The 23044-nt window shown below is 45.9% G+C and carries 31 protein-coding genes; 18 read left to right on the top strand and 13 right to left on the bottom strand.

Features of this window, described 5'->3' with window-relative positions; genetic code table 11:
- The first annotated feature begins 62 nt into the window (after positions 1–62).
- Positions 63–1100 (top strand): UDP-N-acetylmuramate dehydrogenase, encoded by a 1038-nt coding sequence (gene murB, locus AOC20_RS01540; RefSeq protein ID WP_215360832.1) that lies wholly within the window; start codon positions 63–65, stop codon positions 1098–1100.
- A gap of 4 nt (positions 1101–1104) precedes the next feature.
- On the opposite strand, the gene AOC20_RS01535 is transcribed toward murB, so the two are convergent.
- The 3 genes from AOC20_RS01535 to xseA are packed head-to-tail and all read right to left on the bottom strand — an operon-like array spanning position 1105 to position 2878.
- On the bottom strand, positions 1105–1368 hold the full coding sequence (locus AOC20_RS01535) for a Txe/YoeB family addiction module toxin (RefSeq protein ID WP_215360831.1): 264 nt from the start codon (positions 1366–1368) through the stop codon (positions 1105–1107).
- The gene (locus AOC20_RS01530; protein ID WP_215360829.1) at positions 1365–1607 is read right to left on the bottom strand and encodes a type II toxin-antitoxin system Phd/YefM family antitoxin; all 243 of its coding nucleotides are present in this window, start codon (positions 1605–1607) and stop codon (positions 1365–1367) included. Before AOC20_RS01530 ends, AOC20_RS01535 begins: the two co-directional genes overlap by 4 nt.
- A gap of 59 nt (positions 1608–1666) precedes the next feature.
- Positions 1667–2878, bottom strand: a complete 1212-nt coding sequence (gene xseA / locus AOC20_RS01525) for an exodeoxyribonuclease VII large subunit (RefSeq protein ID WP_215360828.1) — start codon at positions 2876–2878, stop codon at positions 1667–1669.
- 313 nt (positions 2879–3191) lie between these two features.
- On the opposite strand from xseA, the gene AOC20_RS01520 reads away from it, so the two are divergent.
- The 6 genes from AOC20_RS01520 (at position 3192) to adk (ending at position 7237) form a co-directional block, all read left to right on the top strand.
- A complete protein-coding gene (locus AOC20_RS01520) occupies positions 3192–3839 on the top strand; it encodes a MotA/TolQ/ExbB proton channel family protein (protein ID WP_215360826.1) in 648 nt (215 codons plus the stop codon).
- The gene (locus AOC20_RS01515) at positions 3836–4303 is read left to right on the top strand and encodes an ExbD/TolR family protein (RefSeq protein WP_215360825.1); all 468 of its coding nucleotides are present in this window, start codon (positions 3836–3838) and stop codon (positions 4301–4303) included. The genes AOC20_RS01520 and AOC20_RS01515 overlap by 4 nt, the downstream gene beginning before the upstream one ends.
- Positions 4304–4328: 25 nt before the next feature.
- Complete coding sequence (gene lpxK, locus AOC20_RS01510) at positions 4329–5420, top strand: tetraacyldisaccharide 4'-kinase (protein ID WP_215360823.1); 1092 nt, start codon at positions 4329–4331, stop codon at positions 5418–5420.
- Positions 5421–5481: 61 nt separating this feature from the next.
- Positions 5482–5661, top strand: coding sequence for a Trm112 family protein (locus tag AOC20_RS01505; RefSeq protein WP_215360822.1), 180 nt, complete (start codon positions 5482–5484; stop codon positions 5659–5661).
- 21 nt (positions 5662–5682) lie between these two features.
- Positions 5683–6447, top strand: coding sequence for a 3-deoxy-manno-octulosonate cytidylyltransferase (kdsB, locus tag AOC20_RS01500; RefSeq protein ID WP_215360821.1), 765 nt, complete (start codon positions 5683–5685; stop codon positions 6445–6447).
- Positions 6448–6571: 124 nt separating this feature from the next.
- On the top strand, positions 6572–7237 hold the full coding sequence (adk, locus tag AOC20_RS01495) for an adenylate kinase (protein ID WP_215360820.1): 666 nt from the start codon (positions 6572–6574) through the stop codon (positions 7235–7237).
- A 43-nt stretch (positions 7238–7280) separates the two neighbouring features.
- Here adk and AOC20_RS01490 read toward each other — a convergent pair whose 3' ends face one another.
- The 4 genes from AOC20_RS01490 to glyA form a co-directional block, all read right to left on the bottom strand.
- Positions 7281–7583 carry an addiction module antidote protein gene (locus AOC20_RS01490; protein ID WP_215360819.1) on the bottom strand — a complete coding sequence of 101 codons (303 nt, stop codon included), beginning with the start codon at positions 7581–7583 and terminating at the stop codon, positions 7281–7283.
- Positions 7584–7886, bottom strand: coding sequence for a type II toxin-antitoxin system RelE/ParE family toxin (locus AOC20_RS01485; protein ID WP_215360818.1), 303 nt, complete (start codon positions 7884–7886; stop codon positions 7584–7586). It abuts the gene before it with no gap.
- 290 nt (positions 7887–8176) lie between these two features.
- Entirely contained in the window at positions 8177–8623 is a 447-nt protein-coding gene (gene nrdR / locus AOC20_RS01480) for a transcriptional regulator NrdR (RefSeq protein ID WP_215360817.1), read from the bottom strand.
- A 28-nt stretch (positions 8624–8651) separates the two neighbouring features.
- Positions 8652–9896 carry a serine hydroxymethyltransferase gene (gene glyA, locus AOC20_RS01475; protein ID WP_215360816.1) on the bottom strand — a complete coding sequence of 415 codons (1245 nt, stop codon included), beginning with the start codon at positions 9894–9896 and terminating at the stop codon, positions 8652–8654.
- Between the two features lie 76 nt (positions 9897–9972).
- Between glyA and tolQ the strand changes: the two genes are divergently transcribed.
- The 7 genes from tolQ (at position 9973) to queC (ending at position 15355) form a co-directional block, all read left to right on the top strand.
- Positions 9973–10629 (top strand): protein TolQ, encoded by a 657-nt coding sequence (gene tolQ / locus AOC20_RS01470; protein WP_215360814.1) that lies wholly within the window; start codon positions 9973–9975, stop codon positions 10627–10629.
- A gap of 6 nt (positions 10630–10635) precedes the next feature.
- A complete protein-coding gene (gene tolR / locus AOC20_RS01465) occupies positions 10636–11055 on the top strand; it encodes a protein TolR (RefSeq protein ID WP_068320508.1) in 420 nt (139 codons plus the stop codon).
- Between the two features lie 26 nt (positions 11056–11081).
- Positions 11082–11900: a cell envelope integrity protein TolA gene (tolA, locus tag AOC20_RS01460; RefSeq protein ID WP_215360813.1), complete on the top strand. Its 819-nt coding sequence runs from the start codon at positions 11082–11084 to the stop codon at positions 11898–11900.
- Positions 11901–11906: 6 nt separating this feature from the next.
- The gene (tolB, locus tag AOC20_RS01455) at positions 11907–13211 is read left to right on the top strand and encodes a Tol-Pal system beta propeller repeat protein TolB (RefSeq protein ID WP_433915467.1); all 1305 of its coding nucleotides are present in this window, start codon (positions 11907–11909) and stop codon (positions 13209–13211) included.
- 152 nt (positions 13212–13363) lie between these two features.
- Positions 13364–13870 (top strand): peptidoglycan-associated lipoprotein Pal, encoded by a 507-nt coding sequence (gene pal, locus AOC20_RS01450; protein ID WP_215360810.1) that lies wholly within the window; start codon positions 13364–13366, stop codon positions 13868–13870.
- A complete protein-coding gene (gene ybgF / locus AOC20_RS01445) occupies positions 13871–14602 on the top strand; it encodes a tol-pal system protein YbgF (protein ID WP_215360808.1) in 732 nt (243 codons plus the stop codon).
- A gap of 9 nt (positions 14603–14611) precedes the next feature.
- Positions 14612–15355 (top strand): 7-cyano-7-deazaguanine synthase QueC, encoded by a 744-nt coding sequence (gene queC / locus AOC20_RS01440; protein WP_215360807.1) that lies wholly within the window; start codon positions 14612–14614, stop codon positions 15353–15355.
- A gap of 217 nt (positions 15356–15572) precedes the next feature.
- On the opposite strand, the gene AOC20_RS01435 is transcribed toward queC, so the two are convergent.
- From AOC20_RS01435 to AOC20_RS01410, 6 genes are all read right to left on the bottom strand, one after another.
- The gene (locus tag AOC20_RS01435; RefSeq protein ID WP_215360805.1) at positions 15573–16187 is read right to left on the bottom strand and encodes a riboflavin synthase; all 615 of its coding nucleotides are present in this window, start codon (positions 16185–16187) and stop codon (positions 15573–15575) included.
- 16 nt (positions 16188–16203) lie between these two features.
- A complete protein-coding gene (ribD, locus tag AOC20_RS01430) occupies positions 16204–17319 on the bottom strand; it encodes a bifunctional diaminohydroxyphosphoribosylaminopyrimidine deaminase/5-amino-6-(5-phosphoribosylamino)uracil reductase RibD (RefSeq protein WP_215360803.1) in 1116 nt (371 codons plus the stop codon).
- A gap of 17 nt (positions 17320–17336) precedes the next feature.
- A complete protein-coding gene (locus AOC20_RS01425; RefSeq protein ID WP_215362078.1) occupies positions 17337–17960 on the bottom strand; it encodes a GspH/FimT family pseudopilin in 624 nt (207 codons plus the stop codon).
- Entirely contained in the window at positions 17908–18162 is a 255-nt protein-coding gene (locus tag AOC20_RS01420) for a hypothetical protein (RefSeq protein ID WP_251373120.1), read from the bottom strand. Before AOC20_RS01420 ends, AOC20_RS01425 begins: the two co-directional genes overlap by 53 nt.
- A gap of 71 nt (positions 18163–18233) precedes the next feature.
- On the bottom strand, positions 18234–18884 hold the full coding sequence (locus AOC20_RS01415) for a hypothetical protein (protein WP_215360800.1): 651 nt from the start codon (positions 18882–18884) through the stop codon (positions 18234–18236).
- A complete protein-coding gene (locus AOC20_RS01410) occupies positions 18820–19137 on the bottom strand; it encodes a hypothetical protein (RefSeq protein WP_215360799.1) in 318 nt (105 codons plus the stop codon). The genes AOC20_RS01415 and AOC20_RS01410 overlap by 65 nt, the downstream gene beginning before the upstream one ends.
- 122 nt (positions 19138–19259) lie before the next feature.
- Between AOC20_RS01410 and ribBA the strand changes: the two genes are divergently transcribed.
- The 4 genes from ribBA to AOC20_RS01390 all read left to right on the top strand — a co-directional run bounded on the left by ribBA (position 19260) and on the right by AOC20_RS01390 (position 23043).
- Positions 19260–20390, top strand: coding sequence for a bifunctional 3,4-dihydroxy-2-butanone-4-phosphate synthase/GTP cyclohydrolase II (gene ribBA / locus AOC20_RS01405; RefSeq protein WP_215360798.1), 1131 nt, complete (start codon positions 19260–19262; stop codon positions 20388–20390).
- 47 nt (positions 20391–20437) lie between these two features.
- Complete coding sequence (gene ribH, locus AOC20_RS01400) at positions 20438–20953, top strand: 6,7-dimethyl-8-ribityllumazine synthase (RefSeq protein WP_215360797.1); 516 nt, start codon at positions 20438–20440, stop codon at positions 20951–20953.
- A gap of 5 nt (positions 20954–20958) precedes the next feature.
- On the top strand, positions 20959–21468 hold the full coding sequence (nusB, locus tag AOC20_RS01395; RefSeq protein ID WP_215360796.1) for a transcription antitermination factor NusB: 510 nt from the start codon (positions 20959–20961) through the stop codon (positions 21466–21468).
- 102 nt (positions 21469–21570) lie between these two features.
- The gene (locus tag AOC20_RS01390; RefSeq protein ID WP_215360795.1) at positions 21571–23043 is read left to right on the top strand and encodes an NAD-dependent succinate-semialdehyde dehydrogenase; all 1473 of its coding nucleotides are present in this window, start codon (positions 21571–21573) and stop codon (positions 23041–23043) included.
- Position 23044 lies beyond the last annotated feature (1 nt).

Below are 23044 nucleotides of genomic sequence, written 5' to 3'. Positions count from 1 at the left end.
AGAGTTTCTTGCTCTATGACCAAAAAAACCGCCCTAGATTCGTTTACGAATAAGATTGTGGCATGACTCGCGCCCCAAATGCGTCCACCCCTGCAAAATTGATCCCGAATTTAGGGCTCAAGCACCGCAATACCTTTGGCCTAGATGCCGTAGCTGAACTCGCCTATGAAATTAGCACCCCAGAGCAAGTTCCGGCAGTGATGTTGGGGATTGCCGACCAAAAACTGCAATGGCGAGTATTGGGTGGTGGCAGTAATGTCATTTTGCCAAGCGCACTTCCTGGTGCGACCCTCTTGATAAACATTCTGGGGCAAGAAATCCTCTCCAGCGATGAAGATGCCACTTATTTATCGGTTGGTGCTGGAGTGGGCTGGCATGAGCTAGTTGCTTGGACTCTAGAGAACGATCTGCCTGGTTTTGAAAACCTGGCTTTAATTCCGGGAACTGTTGGTGCTGCTCCCATACAAAATATTGGCGCTTATGGTGTTGAGATCGGCGAATACATTGATCGCATCGAAGCCTTTGACGCCAAAGCCCATGCCTTTGTCACTCTGCCAAAAGAAGCATGCTGCTTTGCGTATCGCGATAGCTACTTTAAGCAAAACCCCGGTCGCTTTATCGTGACAAAGGTTATTTTTAAAATGCCTAAAGCTTGGCAAGCCCGCATTCATTACGCAGATCTTGCCAAGCAGTTTGCGGTTAATGCCGACCCCAGTCCAGAAGATATCTTCTTGGCAGTTTGTAAAATTCGTACACAAAAACTTCCCGATCCAAAAGTAATTGGTAACGCTGGTAGTTTCTTTCAAAACCCGGTGATTCCTAACGAGCAATACGAGACCCTTCTCAAGACTTATACGGGCCTAGTGTCTTACCCCGATTTACCAGGCAAGCGTAAGCTAGCCGCTGGATGGCTGATAGATCAGTGCGGCTTTAAAGGTAATCGCATGGGTGCTGTTGGCGTATATGAAAACCAAGCTCTAGTGCTAGTGAATTATGGTGGTGGCACAGCCCAAGATATTTTGGGTCTTGCTAAATGTATTCAAGATAAAGTGCACGACCAGTTTGGCGTGACTTTACACATTGAGCCCAATATTTTTTAAATACTTAATCGTAATGAGTCCACATTCTCAATACTCGAACTGTTTTTTCTTTGCGAAAAACTTCATAAACTAAACGATGTTGTATATTAATTCTCCGAGAATACGCACCCTTTAAATCTCCTACTAATTTCTCGTAAGGTGGTGGATTTTGTAGTGGGTCTATCTCTAAAACTTCAAGTAAAGACTGGGCCTTTTCTTTCAATCCAGCGGCAGATAATTTTTTGGCATCTTTTATTGCGTACTTGGAAAAAACTAAATTCCAAGTCACCACTTCAATACCCTTTTACTCTTTGATAATGGTTCGGCCATCGCATCTTTAATGGACTCACGCATTCCAGGTATCGCCATGAGATATAGCGTCTCCTGAATGGCACTCCAGTCCTCTTCAGAAATCAGCACGGCGTTAGCCCGCTTTCCAGAAATCGTCACAGGTTTATGGGACTCTGCCGCCTGATCAATCAAGCGATAAAGTCCTGCTCTAGCTTCACTTGCAGTGATAGTTGTCATAATGACCTCCAGAGCACATAGTACGTAAAAGCGTACGCTTTGTCAAGACTGCAATATGACTATTTTCTGAGCACTTCTGAGAACTGGACCTCCGCTTGACCCTCGGCTAGCTTTATCTCAAAGGCGAGCTCTGTATTAAGCTCGCTTGGTTTGCGTACAGCATGTAATTGATCGTTTTCTTTACTCAATATCACCGCATATCCCCGCTCTAATGTTCTCTGAGGGTTCAGCATTTCTAATTGAGATTGATAATGCGTTTGATTGCGTTTCCAGTTATCCATGCGTACAGACCAGGCTTGGTTCAGGCGTTGTTGCCAACCTTGTATTTGCTCACGCATACGATCTGGATTAGGTAAGGCATGACTAAGTCGCAGGGCTAATTGATCCAAGGTTTGTGCTTCACGTTCTACGCGCTGGTTAATGCGTTGTGTCAATGCTTGCATGATGGCATCTAACTCTTGCAACATTTGATCTCTGCGGGGTGCCGCTAATTCAGCAGCGCCCGTTGGTGTAGGTGCACGCAGATCAGATACAAAGTCAGCGATTGTGAAATCAGTCTCATGACCAACACCGCTGACTACTGGTATCGATGAATCTGCAATTGCATACGCCAATTGCTCATCATTAAATGCCCAGAGATCTTCAATGCTGCCACCACCACGTACCAGCAAAATGACATCCACCACATTTTCTTTTTCAGCTGCTTTTAGTGCGGCAATAATTCCGGCGGGTGCGTCTGGACCTTGCACAAGCGTTGGATAAATCACAACTGGAATATGTGGCGCTCTTCTTGCTAATGTACTCAAGACATCTTTTAGCGCTGCGGCTTGAGGAGATGTGATGATGCCAATTGATCTAGGATGCGTTGGAATCTCTCGTTTACGGTCTTCATCAAATAAGCCCTCTTTGGCAAGTTTGGCTTTGAGCTTGAGGAAGGCTTCGTATAAACCACCCATGCCTGCGCGACGCAGGGTATGAATGGTTAGCTGTATATCTCCGCGCGGGACATACATGCCCAGATTAGCGCTGACTTCAACCAAATCTCCGGATTGCGGCATAAACCCAACCTGGCCATTACGGCCCCGGAACATCACGCAGCGAATTTGACCTTCTTCGTCCTTTAAAGAGAAATACCAATGGCCGCTGTCATAAGCCTTGAAGTTCGAAATCTCCCCGCTTACCCAGACCGTATCAAAGCGCTCCTCCAAAGATGCGGCAATGGCGCGGTTGAGATCGCCAACACTCAGAATTTCCTTTGATATTTCCGACATTTTTTCTCTTCAATCTCGCACCCATCAGGCTTAGGCGCCAATAAATATCCACAGACACCAATACGCCCTAGGTTGAATACTCATAAGTAAGTAATTACTGACCCAAAACGTCTCATAAATCCAACAAAGCAATACTAAGCCCTTGATTTATATAATAATTAATCAACTTCAAAAAACGCTGTTCTAGCAATTAATCACTGGTTTCACCATCAATCAAGGACTTACAGCGCAAATCCAAAAAAGTTTTGCACAGAGTTATCCACAGGCACGCTTTCCGAAACAGGCTTTTTAATTCAGCTAAAGTACTGAGCTTATGTACTCCATCTTACTATCCGCTGGCTGGCCTATTTGGCCCCTTCTTGTTATTTCTATTTTGGGCTTAGCAATCGCCTTGGAGCGTTGCTGGTATCTACGTCAGACCCATATTTTTCCCAAAAACTGTCTAGAAACCGCCTTTTCCCTTACCAATCAAATGGTTAACTCTAAAGCTGGCTCTACAGTAAGCGAGTTACAGTTAGCTGAGTTAGCGCAACTCTCTCCAGCTAGTCCACTGCTGGCATGCACTCTCAGAGAAAAGCTCAGTGGCAGCAGCGCTGAAAGCGCTTTAGAAGAACTTCAAGCAACTGCTCAAAGCACTTGGCTGAAGTTAGATCGCTATCTTGGTGCACTGGCTACGATTGCCACTATTGCACCCTTACTCGGTTTATTTGGCACTGTAGTTGGCATGATTGAGATCTTCGGTAGTCAAGGCGCGATCAATGGTGCAGCCGGCAGCCCTCAGCAATTAGCTCATGGCATTTCTGTTGCTTTATATAACACTGCCTTTGGATTGTTGATTGCAATTCCTGCATTAGCGGCATGGCGAGGTTTGCGCGCTATGGCAAATCAACGTCAACGCGAGTGCGAAGAATTTACTCGTCAAATCTTTAAAAAACTGTATCCGACTGATTCCGCTTCATGAGCTGGTTAGAAACACATGCGCATGCGCGCAAACGTTTTTCTCTAGGAGCCACTACCGCACCTGTAGAGCCAGAGATCAATCTGATTCCTTTTATTGATGTGTTGTTAGTGGTACTGATCTTTTTAATGATTTCTACCACCTTCACGCGCTATCAAGAATTAGCCATTACATTGCCAACTGCCAACGGCAGCGAGAGCCAAGCAGAAGTTAAGCAGATCCATATCGCTGTTAGCCGAGATGGGCGCTTTGCAATTAACGGTAAAGTAACTGATCGCTCTCAACTCAGTAGCGCCCTCATGCAATTAAGTGGGCAAACTGATAATAAGAAAGATTTAGCAAGTAACTTACAAGTCAATATTGATGCCGATGCAAGAGCACCACATCAAGCGGTAATGAGCGCACTCGAAGCTGCGCGAGATGCCAACCTCTCTAATGTTGTGTTTAGCAGTCAAACCAAGAAATAAGCTACGCACTCAGAAACCTATTTTCATGTCCTTTTCTTTTTTCCGTAAAGCACCTAAGTTCTGGGAAAGACGTGGTCCCACTAGTTTGATCTTGTGGCCCTTGTCTTGGCTGTATGGTCTAGTGCTCCGTATTCGAAAATTGGTTTTGGATACAGGCTTCATCAAACAGTACCCAGCTCCTGCGCCCGTCATCATCGTAGGAAACATTCGAGTGGGCGGCACTGGTAAGACGCCCATCGTGATTGCATTAGCAGAACGTTTGCAACAATTAGGCTGGAGTCCCGGAATTATCAGTAGAGGTTATGGCTCTTCCTCACAACCAGCCCCTCTTCAAGTCAAGAGTGATTCCGATCCCGCATTGGTCGGTGATGAGCCAGTGTTAATTGCTAAACGTACACATAATCAATTTCCCATTTGGGTTTTTCCGAAACGTCGGCAGAGTATTCGAGCTTTGCTAAAGCACTCCCCCAATGTGAATGTCATCATTAGTGATGATGGTCTGCAACATACTGGCTTGGCTCGTTGGCCCGCTCGTGAAGGCGGTCGTGATATCGAATTGGTGGTGCGCGATGGGCGTGGTGAAGGTAATCGTTTCTTAATACCAGCAGGCCCCTTGCGTGAACCCGCTACACGTGAACGTGATGCAACCCTATTTACCGGTAAAGCAAAAGATAGCATCCACAAGATTGGTCAGCAAGATGAATACTTTCTGGGGCGTCGCGCATTCTCACTTTTAGGTAATTTGGGTAACGCCTATCAACTCATCAATCCAAGCAATCACCAAACACTCTCTCAAATTGCTGATAGCTATATACCTAACAAGATCACTGCCGTTGCAGCTCTAGGCAACCCTCAGCGCTTTTTTGATGACCTTCTCGCTCAAGGCATTGCTGGCAAATCTATTCCTTTGCCAGATCACGCTACCTTCACTCCTGAGTTTTTTGAGGGCCTGAATGCCCAATGCATCCTAATTACTGAAAAAGATGCTGTTAAGTGTGCAGGTATTACCGATGAGCGCATTTGGGTAGCACCAATGACACTACACCTCCCAGATAGTTTTGCCCAATGGTTGCAATCCATACTACAAAGACCAGACCCTTATCGTTACACCTTGTAGGTTTAACGCAGATAGCACTACACTGTGTAATCCCCTTCATCTATCTCCCACTAAAGACATCATGGATAAACGACTACTCGATATTTTGGTTTGCCCCTTATGTAAAAGCCAATTGCATTTAGATGCTAACAAGCATGAGCTTATTTGTAAGGCAGATCGTTTGGCTTACCCAATTCGTGATGATGTGCCGGTAATGTTAGTGGATGAAGCGCGCAGCCTAAGTGCTGATGAGTTCGCCTGATAGATTGAATTCAGCTCCTCAATGAACGCTTCTCTTAAGGCTCCAGATTTTTTAGTGGTCATCCCAGCGAGACTGGGATCCACTCGCTTGCCGCGCAAACCATTAGCGGATATTGGCGGTAAACCGATGGTCATTCGAGTGGCAGAGCGTGCCAAGTTGTCTCTCGCACACAGCGTTGTAGTAGCTACTGACTCACCAGAAATTCAAGCGGCTTGTAATGAGTTTCGGATTGAATGCTTGCTCACTAGTGCTGAACACCCAACTGGCACTGATCGCATTGCGGAAGTCGCGCAATTACTCAAACTTCCCAGCAATGCCTTGGTAGTCAATGTTCAGGGTGATGAACCGCTGATTCCGCCAGAGCTCATCAATCAAGTTGCCAGCACTCTGGCAGAGCATGCGGAGTGCGCAATCTCCACCGTCGCCGTTCCAATTACCGATGCTACAGAGATTAATAATCCGAATGTGGTGAAAGTTGTCCTGAATCGCTCTGGAGAGGCACTTTATTTCTCAAGAGCGCCCATTCCTTTTGTCAGAGATGCTCAAGTTAAGCAAACCACCGAGCATTTACGTCATCTGGGGATCTATGGCTATCGAGCGGATTTCTTACAAGCCTACAGCCGCCTTGAGCCAGCTCCCCCAGAACAAGCGGAAGCCCTAGAGCAACTGCGCGCCCTTTGGAATGGATACCGTATTGCGGTTCATATTGCGCCAGAGGCCCCTCCAGCAGGCGTTGATACCCCAGAAGACCTGGAAAGAGTGCGTCAGTTACTGGGCCGCCCCTAGTCTGATTCAGACTTCAAAACAAAATCATTATTATTGCCATGCTTCTCGGGGATAATCCTAGGCAATAAGCAATTAAGATCCCAACAAAATACGGGACAATGTCAGCTCTTCTAAGGGGAAAACAATGCGGTTAATTCTGCTCGGTGCACCAGGTGCTGGAAAAGGCACACAAGCTCAGTTTATTTGCGAGAAGTTCGCTATTCCACAAATTTCCACAGGTGATATGTTGCGCGCTGCGGTGAAAGCAGGAACTGAACTGGGTATTGCTGCCAAAAAAATTATGGATGCCGGCGGCTTGGTTTCCGATGACATCATCATTGGCCTTGTGAAAGATCGTCTTACTCAGCCTGATTGCAGCAAAGGTTATTTGTTTGATGGTTTCCCAAGAACCATTCCACAAGCGCAAGCCATGAAAGATGCTGGCGTCCCAATCGATTACGTTTTAGAAATCGATGTACCGTTTGATGCCATCATTGATCGTATGGGCGGACGTCGTGTTCATCCGGCTTCTGGCCGCACTTATCACATCAAATACAACCCACCAAAAGTGGCTGGTAAGGATGATGTGACTGGCGAGGATTTAATTCAGCGCGATGACGACAAAGAAGAAACAGTGCGTAAGCGTTTGCAAGTTTACGATGACCAAACCCGCCCTCTAGTTGAGTACTACTCTTCTTGGGCTGTACAAGCCAATCCAGCAGATAAGGTAAAAGCACCAGCCTATCGCAAGGTGAGTGGTACTGGTAATGTTGAAGATATTACAGCTTCCATTTTTGCTCAATTGAAGTAATTTAATCGGCATCAGCAAAAAGGACTGCATTGCAGTCCTTTTTTTATGCATGAACACTTAATTTCATACCCAAGGCATGTATGACTCTGGTTACCGTCTCAAATCGTGGGCGTGCTTCAATTTTCAAGGCTCTATAAAGGGATTCCCTAGTTACCCCACTCTTTTTGGCAATGGCAGTCATTCCTTTTGCCCTAGCAATGTCGCCAATTGCTGCAACAAATAATGCAGGATCTCCATCTTCCAATACAGCAGTCAAATATCCAGCGATATCCGCCTCTGTTTTTAAATAATCTACAACATCAAATTTAGGTAAATCTTTTATTTTGATCTTTTTTGTATTTTTCATTTAATCCTCCATCGCTAGAAGTAGCCTCTTAACTTTCTTGATATCAGCATTTTGAGTTGCTTTATAACCACCACCCAACATTAAGATGACTACCCTTCCACGCCTTAGGTAATACATTCTCCAGCCGGCACCAAAATGCTCTCGCATCTCCCAAATTCCATTTGCGTCAGCTATTGGGGCAACATCACCCAAATTTCCCAATGCAGCCCTACGCAGTCTTGTCAATAATCTACCTCGAGTTAAAGGGTCTCGAATAGCCTTCAGCCAGACGTCAAATTCAACTGTTTTATTGATTTCATACATGCTTCAATTGTAACCAATCGATTACAGTATACATGCAAAGACCATTTAATGAAAATAGCCATTTAACAAACTTTTAAGGGTTGGCTTGGGATGCTAAATTTACTGCATGGGAGATAAAAAAATGAGAAGCAGAATCATCTCTGAAATGATCGAAACCTTGCGAGGGCTTCATCAAAGCGGCTTGCTGAGTACGTCTGAACTATTGGAATCAGTTAGAAGTATTGAAAATCGCGCCAAGGAAATAAAAAGTGTAAGCACAACAAAATCAAAAAAACTAAAACCCCAGGGATTTACTTCAACTCTTTGAGGGCACTCTCAAAGGACTCAATGTCAGCAAAACTTCTGTAAACAGAGGCGAAGCGAATGTAAGCCACTTTATCTAGGCGCTTAAGCTCACGCATCACCAATTCTCCTACGCGCTCACTGGGTATCTCTTTTTCACCCAGGCTGAGAAGCTTTTCCTCAATCCGGGCAATCGACTCATCAACTGAATCTGAAGAAACTGGGCGCTTACGCAAGGCGAGCTTTATGGAGCTTGCCAATTTATCGTGACTGTATTCAACTCGGCTGCCATTCTTCTTCACGATGGCAGGAAGTGCTAATTCAACGCGCTCATAAGTTGTAAAACGCTTATCGCATTTGGCACAACGGCGACGACGGCGAATAGTATCGCCCTCGTCCGACACACGGGTATCTAAAACCTGGGTATCTTCGTTATGGCAAAAAGGGCAGCGCAATTAGCTCTTCTTTACTTTGGTTCGTTGCTTAACCGTAAACCGGGAAACGCTTGGTCAGCTCAGAAACTTGCGCGCGTACTTTAGCGATATTCTCTGGATCATTTGGATTGTCCAAAACATCTGCAATAAAGTTTCCAACCTGTCGCGCTTCCGCTTCTTTAAATCCACGCGTTGTCATCGCTGGTGAACCTAAACGAATACCGCTTGTCACCATTGGTTTTTCTGGATCATTCGGAATGCCATTTTTGTTACAAGTAATGTGGGCTTCACCCAATACACGTTCAGCTTCTTTGCCAGTCATTTTCTTGGCACGCAAATCTACCAACATCACATGCGAATCTGTACCACCAGAAACAATCCGTAAGCCACGAGCAATCAAAGTTTCTGCAAGTGCTTTTGCATTCGCAATAACTTGCTTTTGATAATCGATAAAGCTAGGCTCTTGCGCCTCTTTAAATGCTGCTGCCTTTCCAGCAATCACATGCATCAAAGGGCCACCCTGTAAGCCTGGGAACACTGCGGAGTTAATCGCCTTCTCGTGCTCAGCCTTCATCAAGATAATGCCGCCACGGGGACCGCGCAAGCTCTTATGGGTTGTAGAAGTAACAATGTCTGCATGAGGCACTGGGTTTGGATAAACACCAGCAGCAATCAGGCCAGAGTAGTGCGCCATATCCACCATGAAAATGGCACCGACTTCTTTTGCTAATTTTCCAATACGCTCCCAATCAATTTTGAGAGAGTAGGCAGATGCACCAGCAATAATTAATTTGGGTTTGTGCTCACGCGCCAAACGCTCCATTTGCTCATAGTCGATCACTTCGTTTTTATCGAGACCATAAGAAATCGGATTGAACCACTTGCCACTCATATTGAGTGCCATGCCATGCGTTAAGTGACCACCTTCAGCAAGGCTCATACCCATGAAGGTATCGCCAGGTTTTAAGAAAGCCAAGAAAACTGCTTGGTTAGCGGAGGCGCCACAATGCGGCTGCACGTTCGCTGCTTCAGCACCATAAAGTGCTTTCACACGATCAATCGCCAATTGCTCAGCTACGTCCACGAATTCACAACCACCGTAATAACGCTTGCCTGGATAACCTTCAGCATACTTATTGGTCAACTGAGAGCCCTGTGCTTGCATGACTGCTGGTGAGGCATAGTTCTCAGAAGCAATGAGCTCAATATGGTCTTCTTGACGCTTATTTTCATTCTGGATGGCTTCCCACAGCTGGGGATCGGTTTTGGCTAAAGTGTTCTGACGGTCAAACATGGTAATAATCCTGAAGAAGTTGGATTGCTGAGTGAATTAACTTAGTAAAATCAACCTACATCATACAAAATCCACCATGACCTCTACACAAGACCTCTCATTCCTCTCCCTAGTCCTCAATGCCAGCCTATTAGTCCAGTTGGTAATGTTGTTATTACTGGGTATGTCCATCGCCTCCTGGACCATTATTTTCAAGAAAACAGCTGTTTTACGGGGGGTCCGCCTGGATACCGAGCGCTTTGAGCGTGACTTTTGGGCTGGTGGAGACCTTAAAGTCCTCCTGGAGGCCGCCCAGCGTAATACTCGTAGCGATGCCGTCCTAGAACACATCTTTGAAGCTGGCATGCAGGAGTTCACAAAGGGTCGTGAGATTGATGCAGCCCGCCGCGCCATGAAAGCCACCTACCAACGTGAAATGGACCTCCTAGAGGCCAATCTACCTTTCCTGGCATCCGTGGGCTCGGTTTCTCCTTACATCGGCCTCTTTGGCACCGTCTGGGGCATCATGCACGCCTTCCGTGGTTTGGCTAACGTTCAAAATGCCACCCTGGCAGCAGTAGCACCGGGTATTGCAGAAGCGCTGGTAGCAACCGCCATTGGTTTGTTTGCGGCGATTCCGGCGGTGGTGGCCTATAACCGCGCTGCAACAGATGTGGATCGCCTCTCCATTCGCTTTGAAACTTTCATCGAAGAGTTCACCAATATTTTGCAGCGTCAAACATCAGGTCGCTAAACAATTATGGCCGGATCTTCATTACGCAAAAATAAACGTCGGGCAATGTCTGACATTAACGTCGTACCGTATATCGATGTGATGTTGGTATTACTAGTGATCTTCATGGTCACTGCTCCTATGGTTAATCCAGGTGTGGTGAATCTACCCACCGTTGGTGGCGCAAAAGTGCAATCACTACCACCCGTCTTTTTAACGATTGATGCAAACGAAAATGTCATTGTGAAAAAAGATGGTGACCCAACTCAAACTCTGAATAAATTTGAACTCGGCGCCTTCGCTCGATCACAAGCTGAAAAGTCTGCCGATCAACCCATCGTTATTGCTGCAGATAAGTCCATCAAATATGAGACCGTGATGGAAGTCATGTCTAAGCTTAAAGAGAATGGTGTGAAGCGTGTTGGCCTGGCCGTGAAGACCCAATAAGGCTTAGAGGCTTGTTTTAATTGCCCATGAATAGCGCATCTACTTTTCCATCTCCCATATCGCCTTTTAAACGAGGTCGAGTTACGAAAGCAGAAAGTACTAAGCGCGCTTTTACATTTTCACTAGTAGTTCATCTAGGCTTACTCGCCTTCTTGATGATTGGTATTAGCTGGAATAACACGAGCTCTTCTGGTGTTGAAGTGGAGCTATGGGATTCAGCTCCGCAAGTAGTCACTCCACCAGAACCTGAACTCAAAACTGAAGTGAAAGAAGAAGCTGCTGATATTGCCGTCAAGAAAAAGAAGGTAGAAAAAGAGCCGCCGAAAAAAGAAGTTAAAGAAACGCCAAAAGTAGTAAAGCCTCCTCCACCAAAGGAGAAGGAAAAACCAAAGAAAGAAGAGCCGCCGAAAAAAGCAGAAGCTCCGAAAGCTCAATCACCCGCAGAAACTAAAGCCAATGCTGCTGCAGAAAAAGCACGCTCAGATCAGTTAGCCCGCTTACGTGCTGCAGCGGGTGCTGAGGGCGGCAGTGGTGGCACGGTCGGAAGTGGTGTTGGTGGCGGAGGTAACGCACCTCCAGGCTGGACAGACAAAGTCATTAAGAAAGTTAAACCACTGATTGTCTTTAACCCAGAATCCATCAGCGGCAACCCTGCTGCAGTCATTTTGGTGAACCTTGCTCCAGATGGGGCTATTTTGAGTACGAGTATTCAGTCCTCCAGCGGTAATGCTGGCTGGGATCGAGCGGTCTTGCTTGCTTTATCTCGCGCAGAAAGCCTGCCGAAAGACGACAATGGCAAAATTCCACAACGCGAAGTAAAACTGACCTTTAAACCCAAGGACTAAAGCATGCTGCATTTGGTAACTCGATTGAAATCCAGATTAATGTCTTACGGTGTGGTGGTATTTGCATTGCTTGTCAGCATGGCAATGCCAGCATTCGCGCAAATGAATATTGAAATCACTGGCGTTGGTCAATCACTCTATCCAATTGCAGTAATGCGCTTCAAAGATGAGACCAAGTTACCAACGAGCGTTACTGAAATCATCCGTCAAGACTTGGCACGCAGTGGCTATTTCAAGAACACTGAAAATGGCAATGCAGTTGAAAGTGATGAAGGCACTCCAAACTACAAATCATGGGCAGCACGTGGTGCTGATGCACTCGTAGTTGGCTCGGTTGTACAAAATGGTTCTCAGTTTGAGATTCACTATAAGTTATTTGATATTCGTAAGTCGCAAAGTCTGGGTGGTTTAAATCTGAATTCCAGCGCTGATAACTTACGAGCAGCCGCTCATAAAATTGCAGATGACATCATCTTTAAATTACTGGGTGAACGTGGCGTGTTCTCTACCCGCCTCTCCTATGTCATCAAGGATGGCAAGCGCTATCGCCTGGTGATCTCGGATGCTGATGGACAAAATATCCGCAATGCCATGAACAGTGGTGAGCCGATTATTTCTCCGTCATGGTCGCCTGATGGCAAGAAAGTGGCTTACGTTTCATTTGAAGATCGCAAGCCAGTCATTTATGTACACGAACTTGCAACGGGTCGTCGTATCTCCCTCTCAAATCAAAAGGGTAATAACAGTGCGCCAGCCTGGTCGCCTGATGGTAAGAAATTAGCTATCTCATTGTCTAAAGATGGCAATACACAGATTTATGGCATTAATGCTGATGGAACTGGTTTGCAACGCTTAACTCGTGGCAACACGATTGATACTGAGCCACAATATTCTGCAGATGGACGCTACATCTACTTCACGAGTGATCGCGGTGGCAATCCACAAATCTATCGCATGAGTGCTGATGGCGAACAGGCGGAAGGTGTAAAACGCGTTACCTTCAAACAAGGCTTTGTTACTTCACCGCGCATCTCTCCTGATGGTAAGTATTTAGCCTATATCGCCAATATTGGTGGTGCGTATCGTTTGTATATCTTGAACTTGGCTACGGGTGATGCTCAAGCACTGACCGATGGCACTAGTGATGAATCACCATCCTTTGCTGCTAACGGTCGCTATGTTCTCTACTCCACCAAAGTCGGCGGCAAGAGGGTGCTAGCAGCAGTTTCAGTCGATGGCAACTCAAAACAGGTACTGAGCATTCCAGGATCTGATGTTCGTCAGCCATCCTGGGGACCATTTATGGACTAAGGCTGAAGCCCAAGTCCATATAGCTAAGCCCTTTTTAAGGGTCTAAATAGTCACTTTTGATGTTCTTGGGGGCATAATATTAGTTATTGGCTCCAGTGGAGCAGCTTTTATTAATTAATTTGTCGTTCAGCCTGTAGGAAAAAGGAAAGATTATGAAGATTTCTATCGCACGTCGCGCAGCGACATTTGCCATCATCGGCGCCACAGCACTTCTCATGGCAGCGTGTTCAAGCGTGAAGTTGGATGAGACTGATGGCGCTAATGGCAGCGGCAGTGGTAGCGGCAAATTTGGTTCACAGCCATGGAATGATCCTAATAGCCCCTTATTCGATAAGAGTGTTTACTTTGGCTTTGATGAATACACCGTTCAGACTAAATACCAAAAAATGTTGTCTGCTCATGCAAGTTACTTGAAGGCCAACCCCAAACAGAAAGTCATCATCCAAGGTAATACTGATGAACGTGGCACAGCTGAATATAACTTGGCACTTGGCCAACGTCGTTCAGATGCTGTTCGCAAGTCACTTAACTTAATGGGCGTTTCTGATGACCAGATGGAAGCGGTAAGTTTTGGTAAAGAAAAGCCAAAGGCTGAAGGTGATAACGAAGCAGCATGGGCACAAAACCGCCGCGCTGATATTGTTTACATCACGAACTAAATGATGGCGCTTTCTCACTCAGTAAAACAAACGCTCTCACGAGCGTTTTGTTTAAGTGCCGCCCTCATTTGCCTTGGTGCATCGAATAGCGCTTGGGCCCTCTTCTCAGACGATGAAGCCCGCAAAGCCATTCTGGATCTACGTAAGTCTCTAGCCACCACCCAGCTTGAACTGCAAGGGCAAATCGACAAACTGAAAACTGAGAATGCTGAGCTACGCGGCAAGGTAGAAGAGCTGGAGAAGCAAGGCGAAGACATCAACACTAGCCAGAAAACCTACTACCAAGATCTTGATACCCGCCTTGGTAATTTTGAGCCGCGTACTGTAACGATTGAAGGCGTCTCTGGCGTAGTGCAGCCTGGTGAGAAAAAAGCTTACGACGATGCCTTGAAAGCTTTTCAAGCGGGCAACCTCAAGAAAGCTGATGAAGGATTTTCTGTTTTCGCAGCCAAGTACTCCAAGAGTCCTTACTTACCGCTTGCACTCTACTGGGGTGGTAATAGCAAATACGCCAATAAAGATTATGCCGGCGCTATTAAACAACTCCAAAGTCTGATAAAGAATTACCCTAATCATCCACGTGTTCCTGCAGCGATGGTGACTTTAGGTAATGCTCAGTTAGAGAGTGGCAATAAGGCGGCAGCTAAGAAAACATTTAGCGACATCATTGCCAAGTACCCAGATACTGAGGCTGCTAAAGAAGCACAGCAACTTATTGCTAGTACGAAGTAATCATCACCTATGTCCAAGCTGTCCGCTGCATTTGAATCACTCGCGCCTTGTAAAGCAGGCGCTCCAGCGGTTATCTTATTTTCTGGCGGCCTAGACTCTACGACTGTACTAGCGCTTGCTAAAGACCTTGGATACACGCCTTATGCGCTATCTGTAGGCTATGGTCAGCGCCATTCTTCAGAGCTAGCAGCAGCTAAACATATTGCCAAGCAAATTGGTGTGGCGCGTCATGAGGTAGTGAATTTGGATCTCACTCGTTTTGGAGGATCCGCCTTAACTGACTCCACAATCGCAATTCCCATCACCCCGGGCAAAGATCAAGAGATCCCTGTTACCTATGTACCCGCTCGCAATACGATCTTGCTATCACTTGCCTTAGGCTGGGCAGAGTCCTTGGGCGGCCTAGATGTTTTCTACGGAGCTAATGCAGTGGACTATTCCGGCTACCCGGATTGCCGCCCGGAGTATGTCGCCTCTTTTGAGCATATGGCCAACCTAGCAACTAAAGCAGGTGTAGAGGCTATTAATGATCAGAACCGTTTTCGGGTGCATGCACCGATCATCAGCCTCACCAAGGCACAAATCATTCAACTGGGTAGCACCCTAGGCGTTGATTACTCCCAAACAGTATCTTGCTACCAAGCAAATGATTTGGGTGAAGCCTGTGGAGAATGCGAGTCTTGTCGCTTAAGACAACAAGGCTTTAAACAGGCGAATGTGAGCGATCCAACGCGCTATCAGAAAAATAAATAAGAAATATTATTTTCTAAATTACTAGTCGTAGACGACTAATTCAAATTTCAAAATTTGCAGTTTCGTAAGCTTCGATTAATTTCAGTAAAGACTCAAATCTAGTAGCCTCCTGACTTTCTAGCATAGGTGGATTGTCAAAAAAACTAGATATCTCATTTAATGCATCTTCATACTCAAGATCGTTATAAATTGAAGTGATTTCCCCCATTAACCTACCTCAAATATCTTTATTAAGCATTCTTGCCACGTAACGCGCAATTAAGTCCACCTCGAGATTCACTGCATCACCCTGTTTTAAATTGCCTAGCGTAGTGTTTTGCAAGGTATGGGGAATGATGTTGATATCAATAATGCAAGAATTTTGTGTATCTTCAGTTTGATTCACGGTAAGGGAGACGCCGTTAACAACGATAGAGCCCTTGTAAGCCAGGTATTGCGCTAATTCTTTTGGCGCCTCGATACGGAGCAACCAAGAGCCATAGGCATCATTTGCCACTTGAGAAAAGTGCGCGACTTTACCAACACCATCTACGTGTCCACTCACTAAGTGGCCGCCCAGACGATCATTAAGACGCATGGCTTTCTCCAAATTCACTGGAGCCACTTTATCGAGGCCAACGGTTTTATTCAAAGACTCACGAGAAATGTCTAAAGCAAAACTATTGCTATCCAATTGAGTGGCCGTCATGCACGCACCCTGAATAGCAATACTGTCACCCAAAACTACATCATCTAAATAACCCACAGGAACCTCAACTACTAAATGCAAGCCATCGCCCTTTGCTTGAGCGCTTGTAATTTGACCAACTGCAGTAATGATTCCAGTAAACATGGCGTAATTTTAATGGTTAATTTTTGATGAAGCGTAGCCGCAGATCAGAACCAAAGAGCTTCTGATCAATTAACTTCCATTCCTGTTTATCATCCAGAGCCTTCAGCGGCGAGACATTGGCCATACCAATGCCCTCGCCCATAAAGAATGGTGCGTAATAGAGCAAGAGCTCGTCTACGCAATTTTCTCTCAGTAGTGAGCCATTCAGCTTAAAGCCCGACTCAATATGAATCTCATTCATCTCACGCTCTTTGGCGAGATAGGAAAATAGTGCTGGTAGATCGACTTTGCCAAATGCATTGGCCATCGCGATGACTTCGATGCCACGCTCAGTAAACGTCTTGGCCTTTTGCTGCATTTCAGAGCTTTCGAGACTGGCACAAACAATCATGACACCAGACTGATCAAGGTGATTCAATATTTTTGCAGTAAGCGGCGTTTCCAATTTGGAATCGACGATGATGCGCCATGGCTGACGATCAGTTTTTACATCTCGCACGTTCAAACTGGGATCATCTTCTTTCACGGTGCCTACACCAGTGACTATGGCACAAGCTTGTGCGCGCCAATGATGTCCATCTGCTCTTGCAAGTGGTCCAGTAATCCACTGACTGCGGCCATCTGGTAAAGCGGTTTTGCCATCAAGACTTGCCGCGATTTTCATACGTACCCAAGGCAAACCACGTGTCATCCTAGAAATAAATCCTGGGTTCAATGCTTGCGCTTCTGATTCCATGAGACCGCAATAGACTTTGATGCCCGCGGCCTTCAGGCGCTCTAAACCTTTACCAGCAACCAAGGGATTAGGATCGGACATTGCTATAAAAACAGCAGCAGGTTTAGCGGCAATCAAGGCATCTACACAGGGTGGTGTGCGTCCGGTGTGATTACAGGGCTCAAGGGTGATGTACATGGTCGATCCAGTTGGATCATTACCGAGCGCTTTTGCATTAGCTAAGGCTTGTACTTCAGCATGAGGACCGCCCACCTTCTGTGTAAATCCACGACCAATGACTTGACCATTTTGAACGATCACACATCCCACTCTGGGATTGGGATTAGATAAATAAAGTGCTTTTTGAGCTTCGGCCAAAGCCTCACTCATAAACTGGTGGTCAACTGCGCTGTACATGGGGTCTATTAAACCATTCAATGGCAACGCTTTGCATCTCTAGCTGGGTCACAGATCCGCCAACGCCCTCCACTCCCTAGAATCATTTGACGCTCGAGCTTGGGAGCTCTCTGGTGACCCAGAATAAGGCGATTGGCTACAAAGCCGCCCTGAGCCGTTTTTGCTGCTCCGGCGGCATTAAACAAAATACCCCTCCTACCTGAATTGGGGTCTATGAATTGCTTACCGCCCCCTTTGAAATAAATAGGGTCAATGCTTGCCTGGGCAAACCAGTGTTTTTCAGTACAAGCTGTCTGGAGCGCTTTCCCAATACAGCCACTTTGTACAACCCAACCCTCTTCCCACCCATCTCCTGAGCTTGGCAGTAAGCGAACGGGCTCACCCAAATACAGCGCTTGTTGACGGGCAAAGTGCGCGTGGGCAATAAATCTTCTGGCGATAGTGTCGAGTTCTCGTGCAGCAAGTTGTGCTTGCAATAGCGGCATTGTCATCATGGCAGCAATGGCAATAATCAACACTACCGCCATTAATTCTAAAAGACTGAATCCCAATTGAGATTGAAATCCTAGCCCTAAGTATGGATTAGATTTATTCAAAGACTTGCCGCCAATTAACGCGTGTTGCAATACCTGTTTTTTCATCAATCACCACGCCAATTTGGATGGCTGGTTTTTCTTTGCTAGAAATTAACCATCTATTTTTGCCGACTGATTGAACAACGCAAGCGATGTCTTTTAACTCCGCCAGAGTGGTGAGGCTTTTCTCGCAATCTAATATTACTTTTTCAGCTGCAATAAAATGCTGATGAGCCACTTGCATGGTCTTTACTTCAATCGCTCGCAAAGCACTTAATCTCTCTAAATAAGTGATGAGAGATGAACAGAGTAAGAGCAGAGAAACTACCCAAGCCAGAATCACAAGAAATTCCGAGTTGAAAACATTCGCTCTAGCTCTATATTGAGCTTAGTTCCATCGGTCATTTGTAGCTTTACCTTAAATAGTCTGGGCCCTTTTACAGCTTGGGATTGAGAGCTATTTATCTCCTCAATAAAAAGCCCATTTACCCCATTCATTAATGTCGTATTTTGTATTCGACCCTGACGATCTAAAGATTGACATATTAAGGATCCACCATTCACCCTCTGACCTTTTGAAATGGCTGCCTGATGATCCACTAAAAATCCTTGCAATGCCAACTGATTTTTTGTGCGCTCTTTTGTAATTACATTACCAATACAATCAAAGTCAATACCACTTGATAACTCATGGCGAATCGTTAAAGAATCTGATCCTCGAAAACCAGATTTTTTACTCACTTCAATAAAAGTGTTGCTTGATGAATGCTTTACATTTTTTGTTGGCAAACTTTGAGATTGAATATTGCGATAACCTGCCATACGAATTGCGCGGCCAATTAATTCAAATCCGCGATCTGCTTCAGAAACCAAGGATTGCGTTTTCTCATATTCAATTTGCTTGATTACCAAATCAGCGCTTGTCTTAAGAAGTGGATTGAGGAGGAGTGCGCATAGAGCGATTCCCACCAGGCACTCGAGTAGTGTCATTCCTTAAAACCTTAGCCGGCGAATTGAGATTAAGCCTGTCGTACTCTTGCATTTCAAAAGCATCTAATTCCTTTCGAAGTTGAGATCTTTTAGCTTCTTGCTGAGTCAGACTTAAAGCAAGGCGCTGATAAGCCCCTACCGAGGTAATCCAGACCCCCAAAATCATGCTCATGGCCACTAAAACCTCTAACAAAATGAATCCCAGGGAGTTCTCGGAGATCCCTCTAGCGTCGGGGTGCTTGCAGGCTGACATGCCTTATTTTCAAAGGATGGGTTCAAAGTCAAAACTCATACCCAAGGCTCTTGCCGTCAGAAAGATGGGATATTGCAGTAAGACCGAACAACAAGTAGTTCCTGCGCTTAAAATAGATGGCTATGCCAAATACTCTAGCCTCCACCGAAGAAATTATTGCCGAGCTGCGTGCCGGCAAGATGGTGATCCTCGTTGACGAAGAAGATCGTGAGAATGAAGGGGATTTAGTCTTAGCAGCCGATCATGTCACTGCTGAAGCAGTCAACTTCATGGCAAAGCATGGTCGCGGCCTAATTTGTCTCACTTTGACCCGCGAGCGCTGCCAGCAACTGAACCTTCCACTGATGGTTCGAGATAACGGTACATCCATGGGTACCAACTTCACCGTATCGATTGAAGCAGCCAGTGGTGTAACCACCGGTATATCTGCTGCTGATCGTGCGCTCACTATCAAAACGGCTGTTGCCCCAAACGCCAAACCCAGTGATTTAGTCCAGCCTGGCCATATTTTTCCGCTGATGGCTCAGCCAGGTGGTGTATTGATTCGTTCTGGTCATACTGAAGCAGGCTGTGACTTAGCTGCCATGGCAGGATGTTCACCCACTTCGGTGATTTGCGAAATCATGAAAGACGATGGCAGTATGGCGCGCCTCCCCGATCTTCTAGAGTTTGCTAAAGAGCATCAATTAAAAATTGGCAGTATTGCCGATCTCATTCAATATCGTAGCCAGCATGAAAGTATTGTGGTGCGTGAAGGCAGCAGAGAATTCATAACGCCTTGGGGAAAATTTCAGGGCATTATTTATCGTGATACTCCCAGCTCATGTATTCATATTGCATTGATTCATGGCAAACCCTCTGAAGCTCAGGAGACTTTAGTCCGCGTGCATGAGCCAGTGACTGTTCTTGATTTTCTGGACTCTAATATCAGCACTCACTCTTGGCCTTTAGCTAAAGCCCTAGAAGAACTTGCCTCAGCACCCGCTGGCGTTGCGGTTCTTCTGAATGCTTCGGGTGTTGCTGCTCCAAATGATTCTGATTGGCTAGCGCAATTTCAAAAGCTGAACCAGTCACACGATGAGGCCAAGAAGCCATTAGCCAGAAAAACGGACTTTAGGAGTTATGGTATTGGCGCACAAATTCTGAAGGATATTGGTGTGGGCAAAATGCGTTTACTTGCCAACCCAAGCCCTGTCCCGAGCCTATCTGGCTATAAGCTCGAAGTGACTGGCTATAAGCCTTACATTCCCTGAGGCTTCCCAATATCCACTGTGACATTAAATATTTTTAGAGAATGAATATGACTAGCTCCACTAATGATTTTGTAGGCGTCCTCGAGGTAGATCTCAACGGTCAGGATTTACGCATTGGCGTAGTACAAGCACGCTTTAATGAAGATCATTGCGTTGCTTTAACAAACTCTTGTATCAACGAACTCCTTTCTCTTGGCGTAACTCAATCCGATATCAAACTGGTAACCGTACCTGGCGCACTTGAGATTCCATTTGCCCTACAAAAGATGGCTGAGACCGGCGAGTTTGATGGTTTGGTTGCCTTAGGCGCTGTTATTCGTGGTGAGACCTATCATTTTGAATTGGTCTCCAATGAATCTGCTGCAGGTATTACGCGCATATCCATTGATTCAGGCTTACCTATCGCCAATGGCGTATTAACCTGCGACACTGACGAACAAGCGCATGCCCGCGTTGCAGTCAAAGGCGCTGAATGTGCTCAGGCAGTAGTGGAAATGGCGAACCTAGCTTTAGCCTTGACGCCTGATTTCGATGTAGAAATCAATTCGAGTGAAGAAGAATAATTCTTATGTCTAACGCCAATCAAAATCCTTTTAATTCACCTGCTGAGAAAGAAGCAAAGCCAGCACCAAAACGCTCGCTCACTCCTCGTCGTCGCGCTCGTGAGTATGCACTCCAAGGCGTTTATCAAAGTCTAGTCATGCGTCGTGCTGGCAGCATCCCTAATGGTGCTGCTATTGCTAAGCAACTTTCTGAGGACCCTGCATTTCGTCGTTGCCAACTTGATCTTTTTCAAGGCATCTTTGATGGTGTATTGGCTCGCACCGATGAATTGGAAGCCATCATCACTCCCGCTTTAGATCGCCCTATTAATGAACTCTCTCCCGTTGAGCATGCTGCCCTTCTCATCGGCACTTATGAACTAGCGCTTGACCTCTCTGTTCCCTATAAAGTAGCCATCAACGAGGCCGTCGAGCTGGCCAAAACCTTTGGTGGGACTGATGGGCATAAATATGTGAATGGGGTATTGGACTTATTAGCCCAAAAACTCCGAACTGCGGAAACTCAAACAGGCTAATTCAGTAACCCTTGATAGCAAAACCTCCAAACCTAAAAGCTTGGAGGTTTTTTGTTTCTAGAGAGGATAAAATCATTTTTATCAATTACAAGGTTAGTCATCATGCCAAAAGTAGATATTCAAACTCAATTAAAAGACTCCAATCTCTTTAAACAAGATGCTTTTATCGATGGTAAATGGATAACTTCCCAAAAGACATTTGAGGTTACCAATCCAGCAACTGATGAACTTATTGCAACAGTTGCGAATCTCGAAACACGCGATGCTGAACTGGCTATCGCCGCTGCTGAAAAAGCGCTCCCAGCGTGGCGCGGCAAATTAGCTAAAGAGCGCGCGCAAATTATGCGCAAATGGTTTGATCTCATTATTGAAAATACGCAAGACTTAGCAACCCTCATGACACTTGAGCAAGGAAAGCCCTTGCCAGAAGCAGCTGGTGAAGTAGTCTATGGCGCCTCATTTGTAGAGTGGTTTGCAGAGGAAGCAAAGCGCGTTGAAGGATCCATTCTGGGGACGACATGGAGTGATAAACGCCTGATGGTATTAAAGCAGCCCATTGGTGTTTGTGTTGCGATTACCCCTTGGAACTTTCCAATCGCCATGATTACGCGCAAGATAGCGCCAGCACTAGCTGCAGGCTGCACCATTGTCATTAAGCCAGCTGAACTTACCCCTCTGTCAGCCCTAGCCCTTGCGGAGCTAGCGAAGCGTGCTGGCATTCCAGATGGTGTCATTAATATCGTGACTGCGGATGCAGCGCAGTCGATTGTGATTGGTAAAACACTCTGCTCATCCCCGACAGTACGTCACTTGTCTTTCACGGGATCTACCGAGGTTGGTCGCCTCTTAATGGAGCAATGCGCTCCAACCGTCAAAAAACTTGCCCTAGAGTTAGGCGGACATGCGCCATTCATTGTCTTTGAAGATGCTGATATTGATGCGGCCGTGAGCGGCGCCATGTCTTCTAAATTTAGAAACTCGGGTCAAACCTGCGTTTGCGCGAATCGCTTTTATGTTCATAAAAAAGTACATGATCAATTTGTAGAAAAGTTTGCCAAGGCACTTGCCACGATTAAAGTTGGCAATGGTATGGACGCTGGCATCACTCAAGGCCCACTCATTGAAACTGCCGCTCTTGAAAAAGTTGAAAAGCACGTCGCTGATGCAATCAGCAAAGGCGCAAAACTGGTTACTGGTGGTAAGCAAGCGATTGAAGGCAAGAACTTTTATGAACCGACGATTTTGGCAAATGTGAATAGCGACATGCTGATCACTTACGAGGAGACTTTTGGTCCCGTAGCGCCAGTGATTCCTTTTGAAAGTGATGAAGAGGTCATTAAGCTAGCCAACAATAGTCAATTTGGTCTGGCATCGTATTTCTACAGCCGCGATATTGGACGGGTATGGAAAGTGGCTGAAGCCCTGGAATACGGCATGGTAGGCGTCAACACAGGTCTTATCTCCAATGAAGTAGCGCCCTTTGGTGGCATCAAGCAATCAGGCTTGGGTCGTGAAGGCAGCGCCTTTGGTATGGATGAGTACCTCGAGATGAAATACGTCTGCGTAGGTTTATAAG

It is taken from the genome of Polynucleobacter ibericus (genome assembly GCF_018687955.1).
Taxonomy (GTDB): Bacteria; Pseudomonadota; Gammaproteobacteria; order Burkholderiales; family Burkholderiaceae; genus Polynucleobacter; species Polynucleobacter ibericus.
This window is presented reverse-complemented; position numbering and strand designations above follow the sequence as displayed.

Coding starts and splice junctions, on each gene's coding strand:
- murB (WP_215360832.1), top strand. CDS start 63: ATGACTCGCGCCCCAAATGCGTCCACCCCTGCAAAATTGATCCCGAAT.
- AOC20_RS01530 (WP_215360829.1), bottom strand. CDS start 1,607: ATGACAACTATCACTGCAAGTGAAGCTAGAGCAGGACTTTATCGCTTG.
- xseA (WP_215360828.1), bottom strand. CDS start 2,878: ATGTCGGAAATATCAAAGGAAATTCTGAGTGTTGGCGATCTCAACCGC.
- AOC20_RS01520 (WP_215360826.1), top strand. CDS start 3,192: ATGTACTCCATCTTACTATCCGCTGGCTGGCCTATTTGGCCCCTTCTT.
- AOC20_RS01515 (WP_215360825.1), top strand. CDS start 3,836: ATGAGCTGGTTAGAAACACATGCGCATGCGCGCAAACGTTTTTCTCTA.
- lpxK (WP_215360823.1), top strand. CDS start 4,329: ATGTCCTTTTCTTTTTTCCGTAAAGCACCTAAGTTCTGGGAAAGACGT.
- AOC20_RS01505 (WP_215360822.1), top strand. CDS start 5,482: ATGGATAAACGACTACTCGATATTTTGGTTTGCCCCTTATGTAAAAGC.
- kdsB (WP_215360821.1), top strand. CDS start 5,683: ATGAACGCTTCTCTTAAGGCTCCAGATTTTTTAGTGGTCATCCCAGCG.
- adk (WP_215360820.1), top strand. CDS start 6,572: ATGCGGTTAATTCTGCTCGGTGCACCAGGTGCTGGAAAAGGCACACAA.
- AOC20_RS01490 (WP_215360819.1), bottom strand. CDS start 7,583: ATGAAAAATACAAAAAAGATCAAAATAAAAGATTTACCTAAATTTGAT.
- AOC20_RS01485 (WP_215360818.1), bottom strand. CDS start 7,886: ATGTATGAAATCAATAAAACAGTTGAATTTGACGTCTGGCTGAAGGCT.
- glyA (WP_215360816.1), bottom strand. CDS start 9,896: ATGTTTGACCGTCAGAACACTTTAGCCAAAACCGATCCCCAGCTGTGG.
- tolQ (WP_215360814.1), top strand. CDS start 9,973: ATGACCTCTACACAAGACCTCTCATTCCTCTCCCTAGTCCTCAATGCC.
- tolR (WP_068320508.1), top strand. CDS start 10,636: ATGGCCGGATCTTCATTACGCAAAAATAAACGTCGGGCAATGTCTGAC.
- tolA (WP_215360813.1), top strand. CDS start 11,082: ATGAATAGCGCATCTACTTTTCCATCTCCCATATCGCCTTTTAAACGA.
- pal (WP_215360810.1), top strand. CDS start 13,364: ATGAAGATTTCTATCGCACGTCGCGCAGCGACATTTGCCATCATCGGC.
- ybgF (WP_215360808.1), top strand. CDS start 13,871: ATGATGGCGCTTTCTCACTCAGTAAAACAAACGCTCTCACGAGCGTTT.
- queC (WP_215360807.1), top strand. CDS start 14,612: ATGTCCAAGCTGTCCGCTGCATTTGAATCACTCGCGCCTTGTAAAGCA.
- AOC20_RS01435 (WP_215360805.1), bottom strand. CDS start 16,187: ATGTTTACTGGAATCATTACTGCAGTTGGTCAAATTACAAGCGCTCAA.
- ribD (WP_215360803.1), bottom strand. CDS start 17,319: ATGTACAGCGCAGTTGACCACCAGTTTATGAGTGAGGCTTTGGCCGAA.
- AOC20_RS01425 (WP_215362078.1), bottom strand. CDS start 17,960: ATGAAAAAACAGGTATTGCAACACGCGTTAATTGGCGGCAAGTCTTTG.
- AOC20_RS01415 (WP_215360800.1), bottom strand. CDS start 18,884: ATGACACTACTCGAGTGCCTGGTGGGAATCGCTCTATGCGCACTCCTC.
- AOC20_RS01410 (WP_215360799.1), bottom strand. CDS start 19,137: ATGTCAGCCTGCAAGCACCCCGACGCTAGAGGGATCTCCGAGAACTCC.
- ribBA (WP_215360798.1), top strand. CDS start 19,260: ATGCCAAATACTCTAGCCTCCACCGAAGAAATTATTGCCGAGCTGCGT.
- ribH (WP_215360797.1), top strand. CDS start 20,438: ATGACTAGCTCCACTAATGATTTTGTAGGCGTCCTCGAGGTAGATCTC.
- nusB (WP_215360796.1), top strand. CDS start 20,959: ATGTCTAACGCCAATCAAAATCCTTTTAATTCACCTGCTGAGAAAGAA.
- AOC20_RS01390 (WP_215360795.1), top strand. CDS start 21,571: ATGCCAAAAGTAGATATTCAAACTCAATTAAAAGACTCCAATCTCTTT.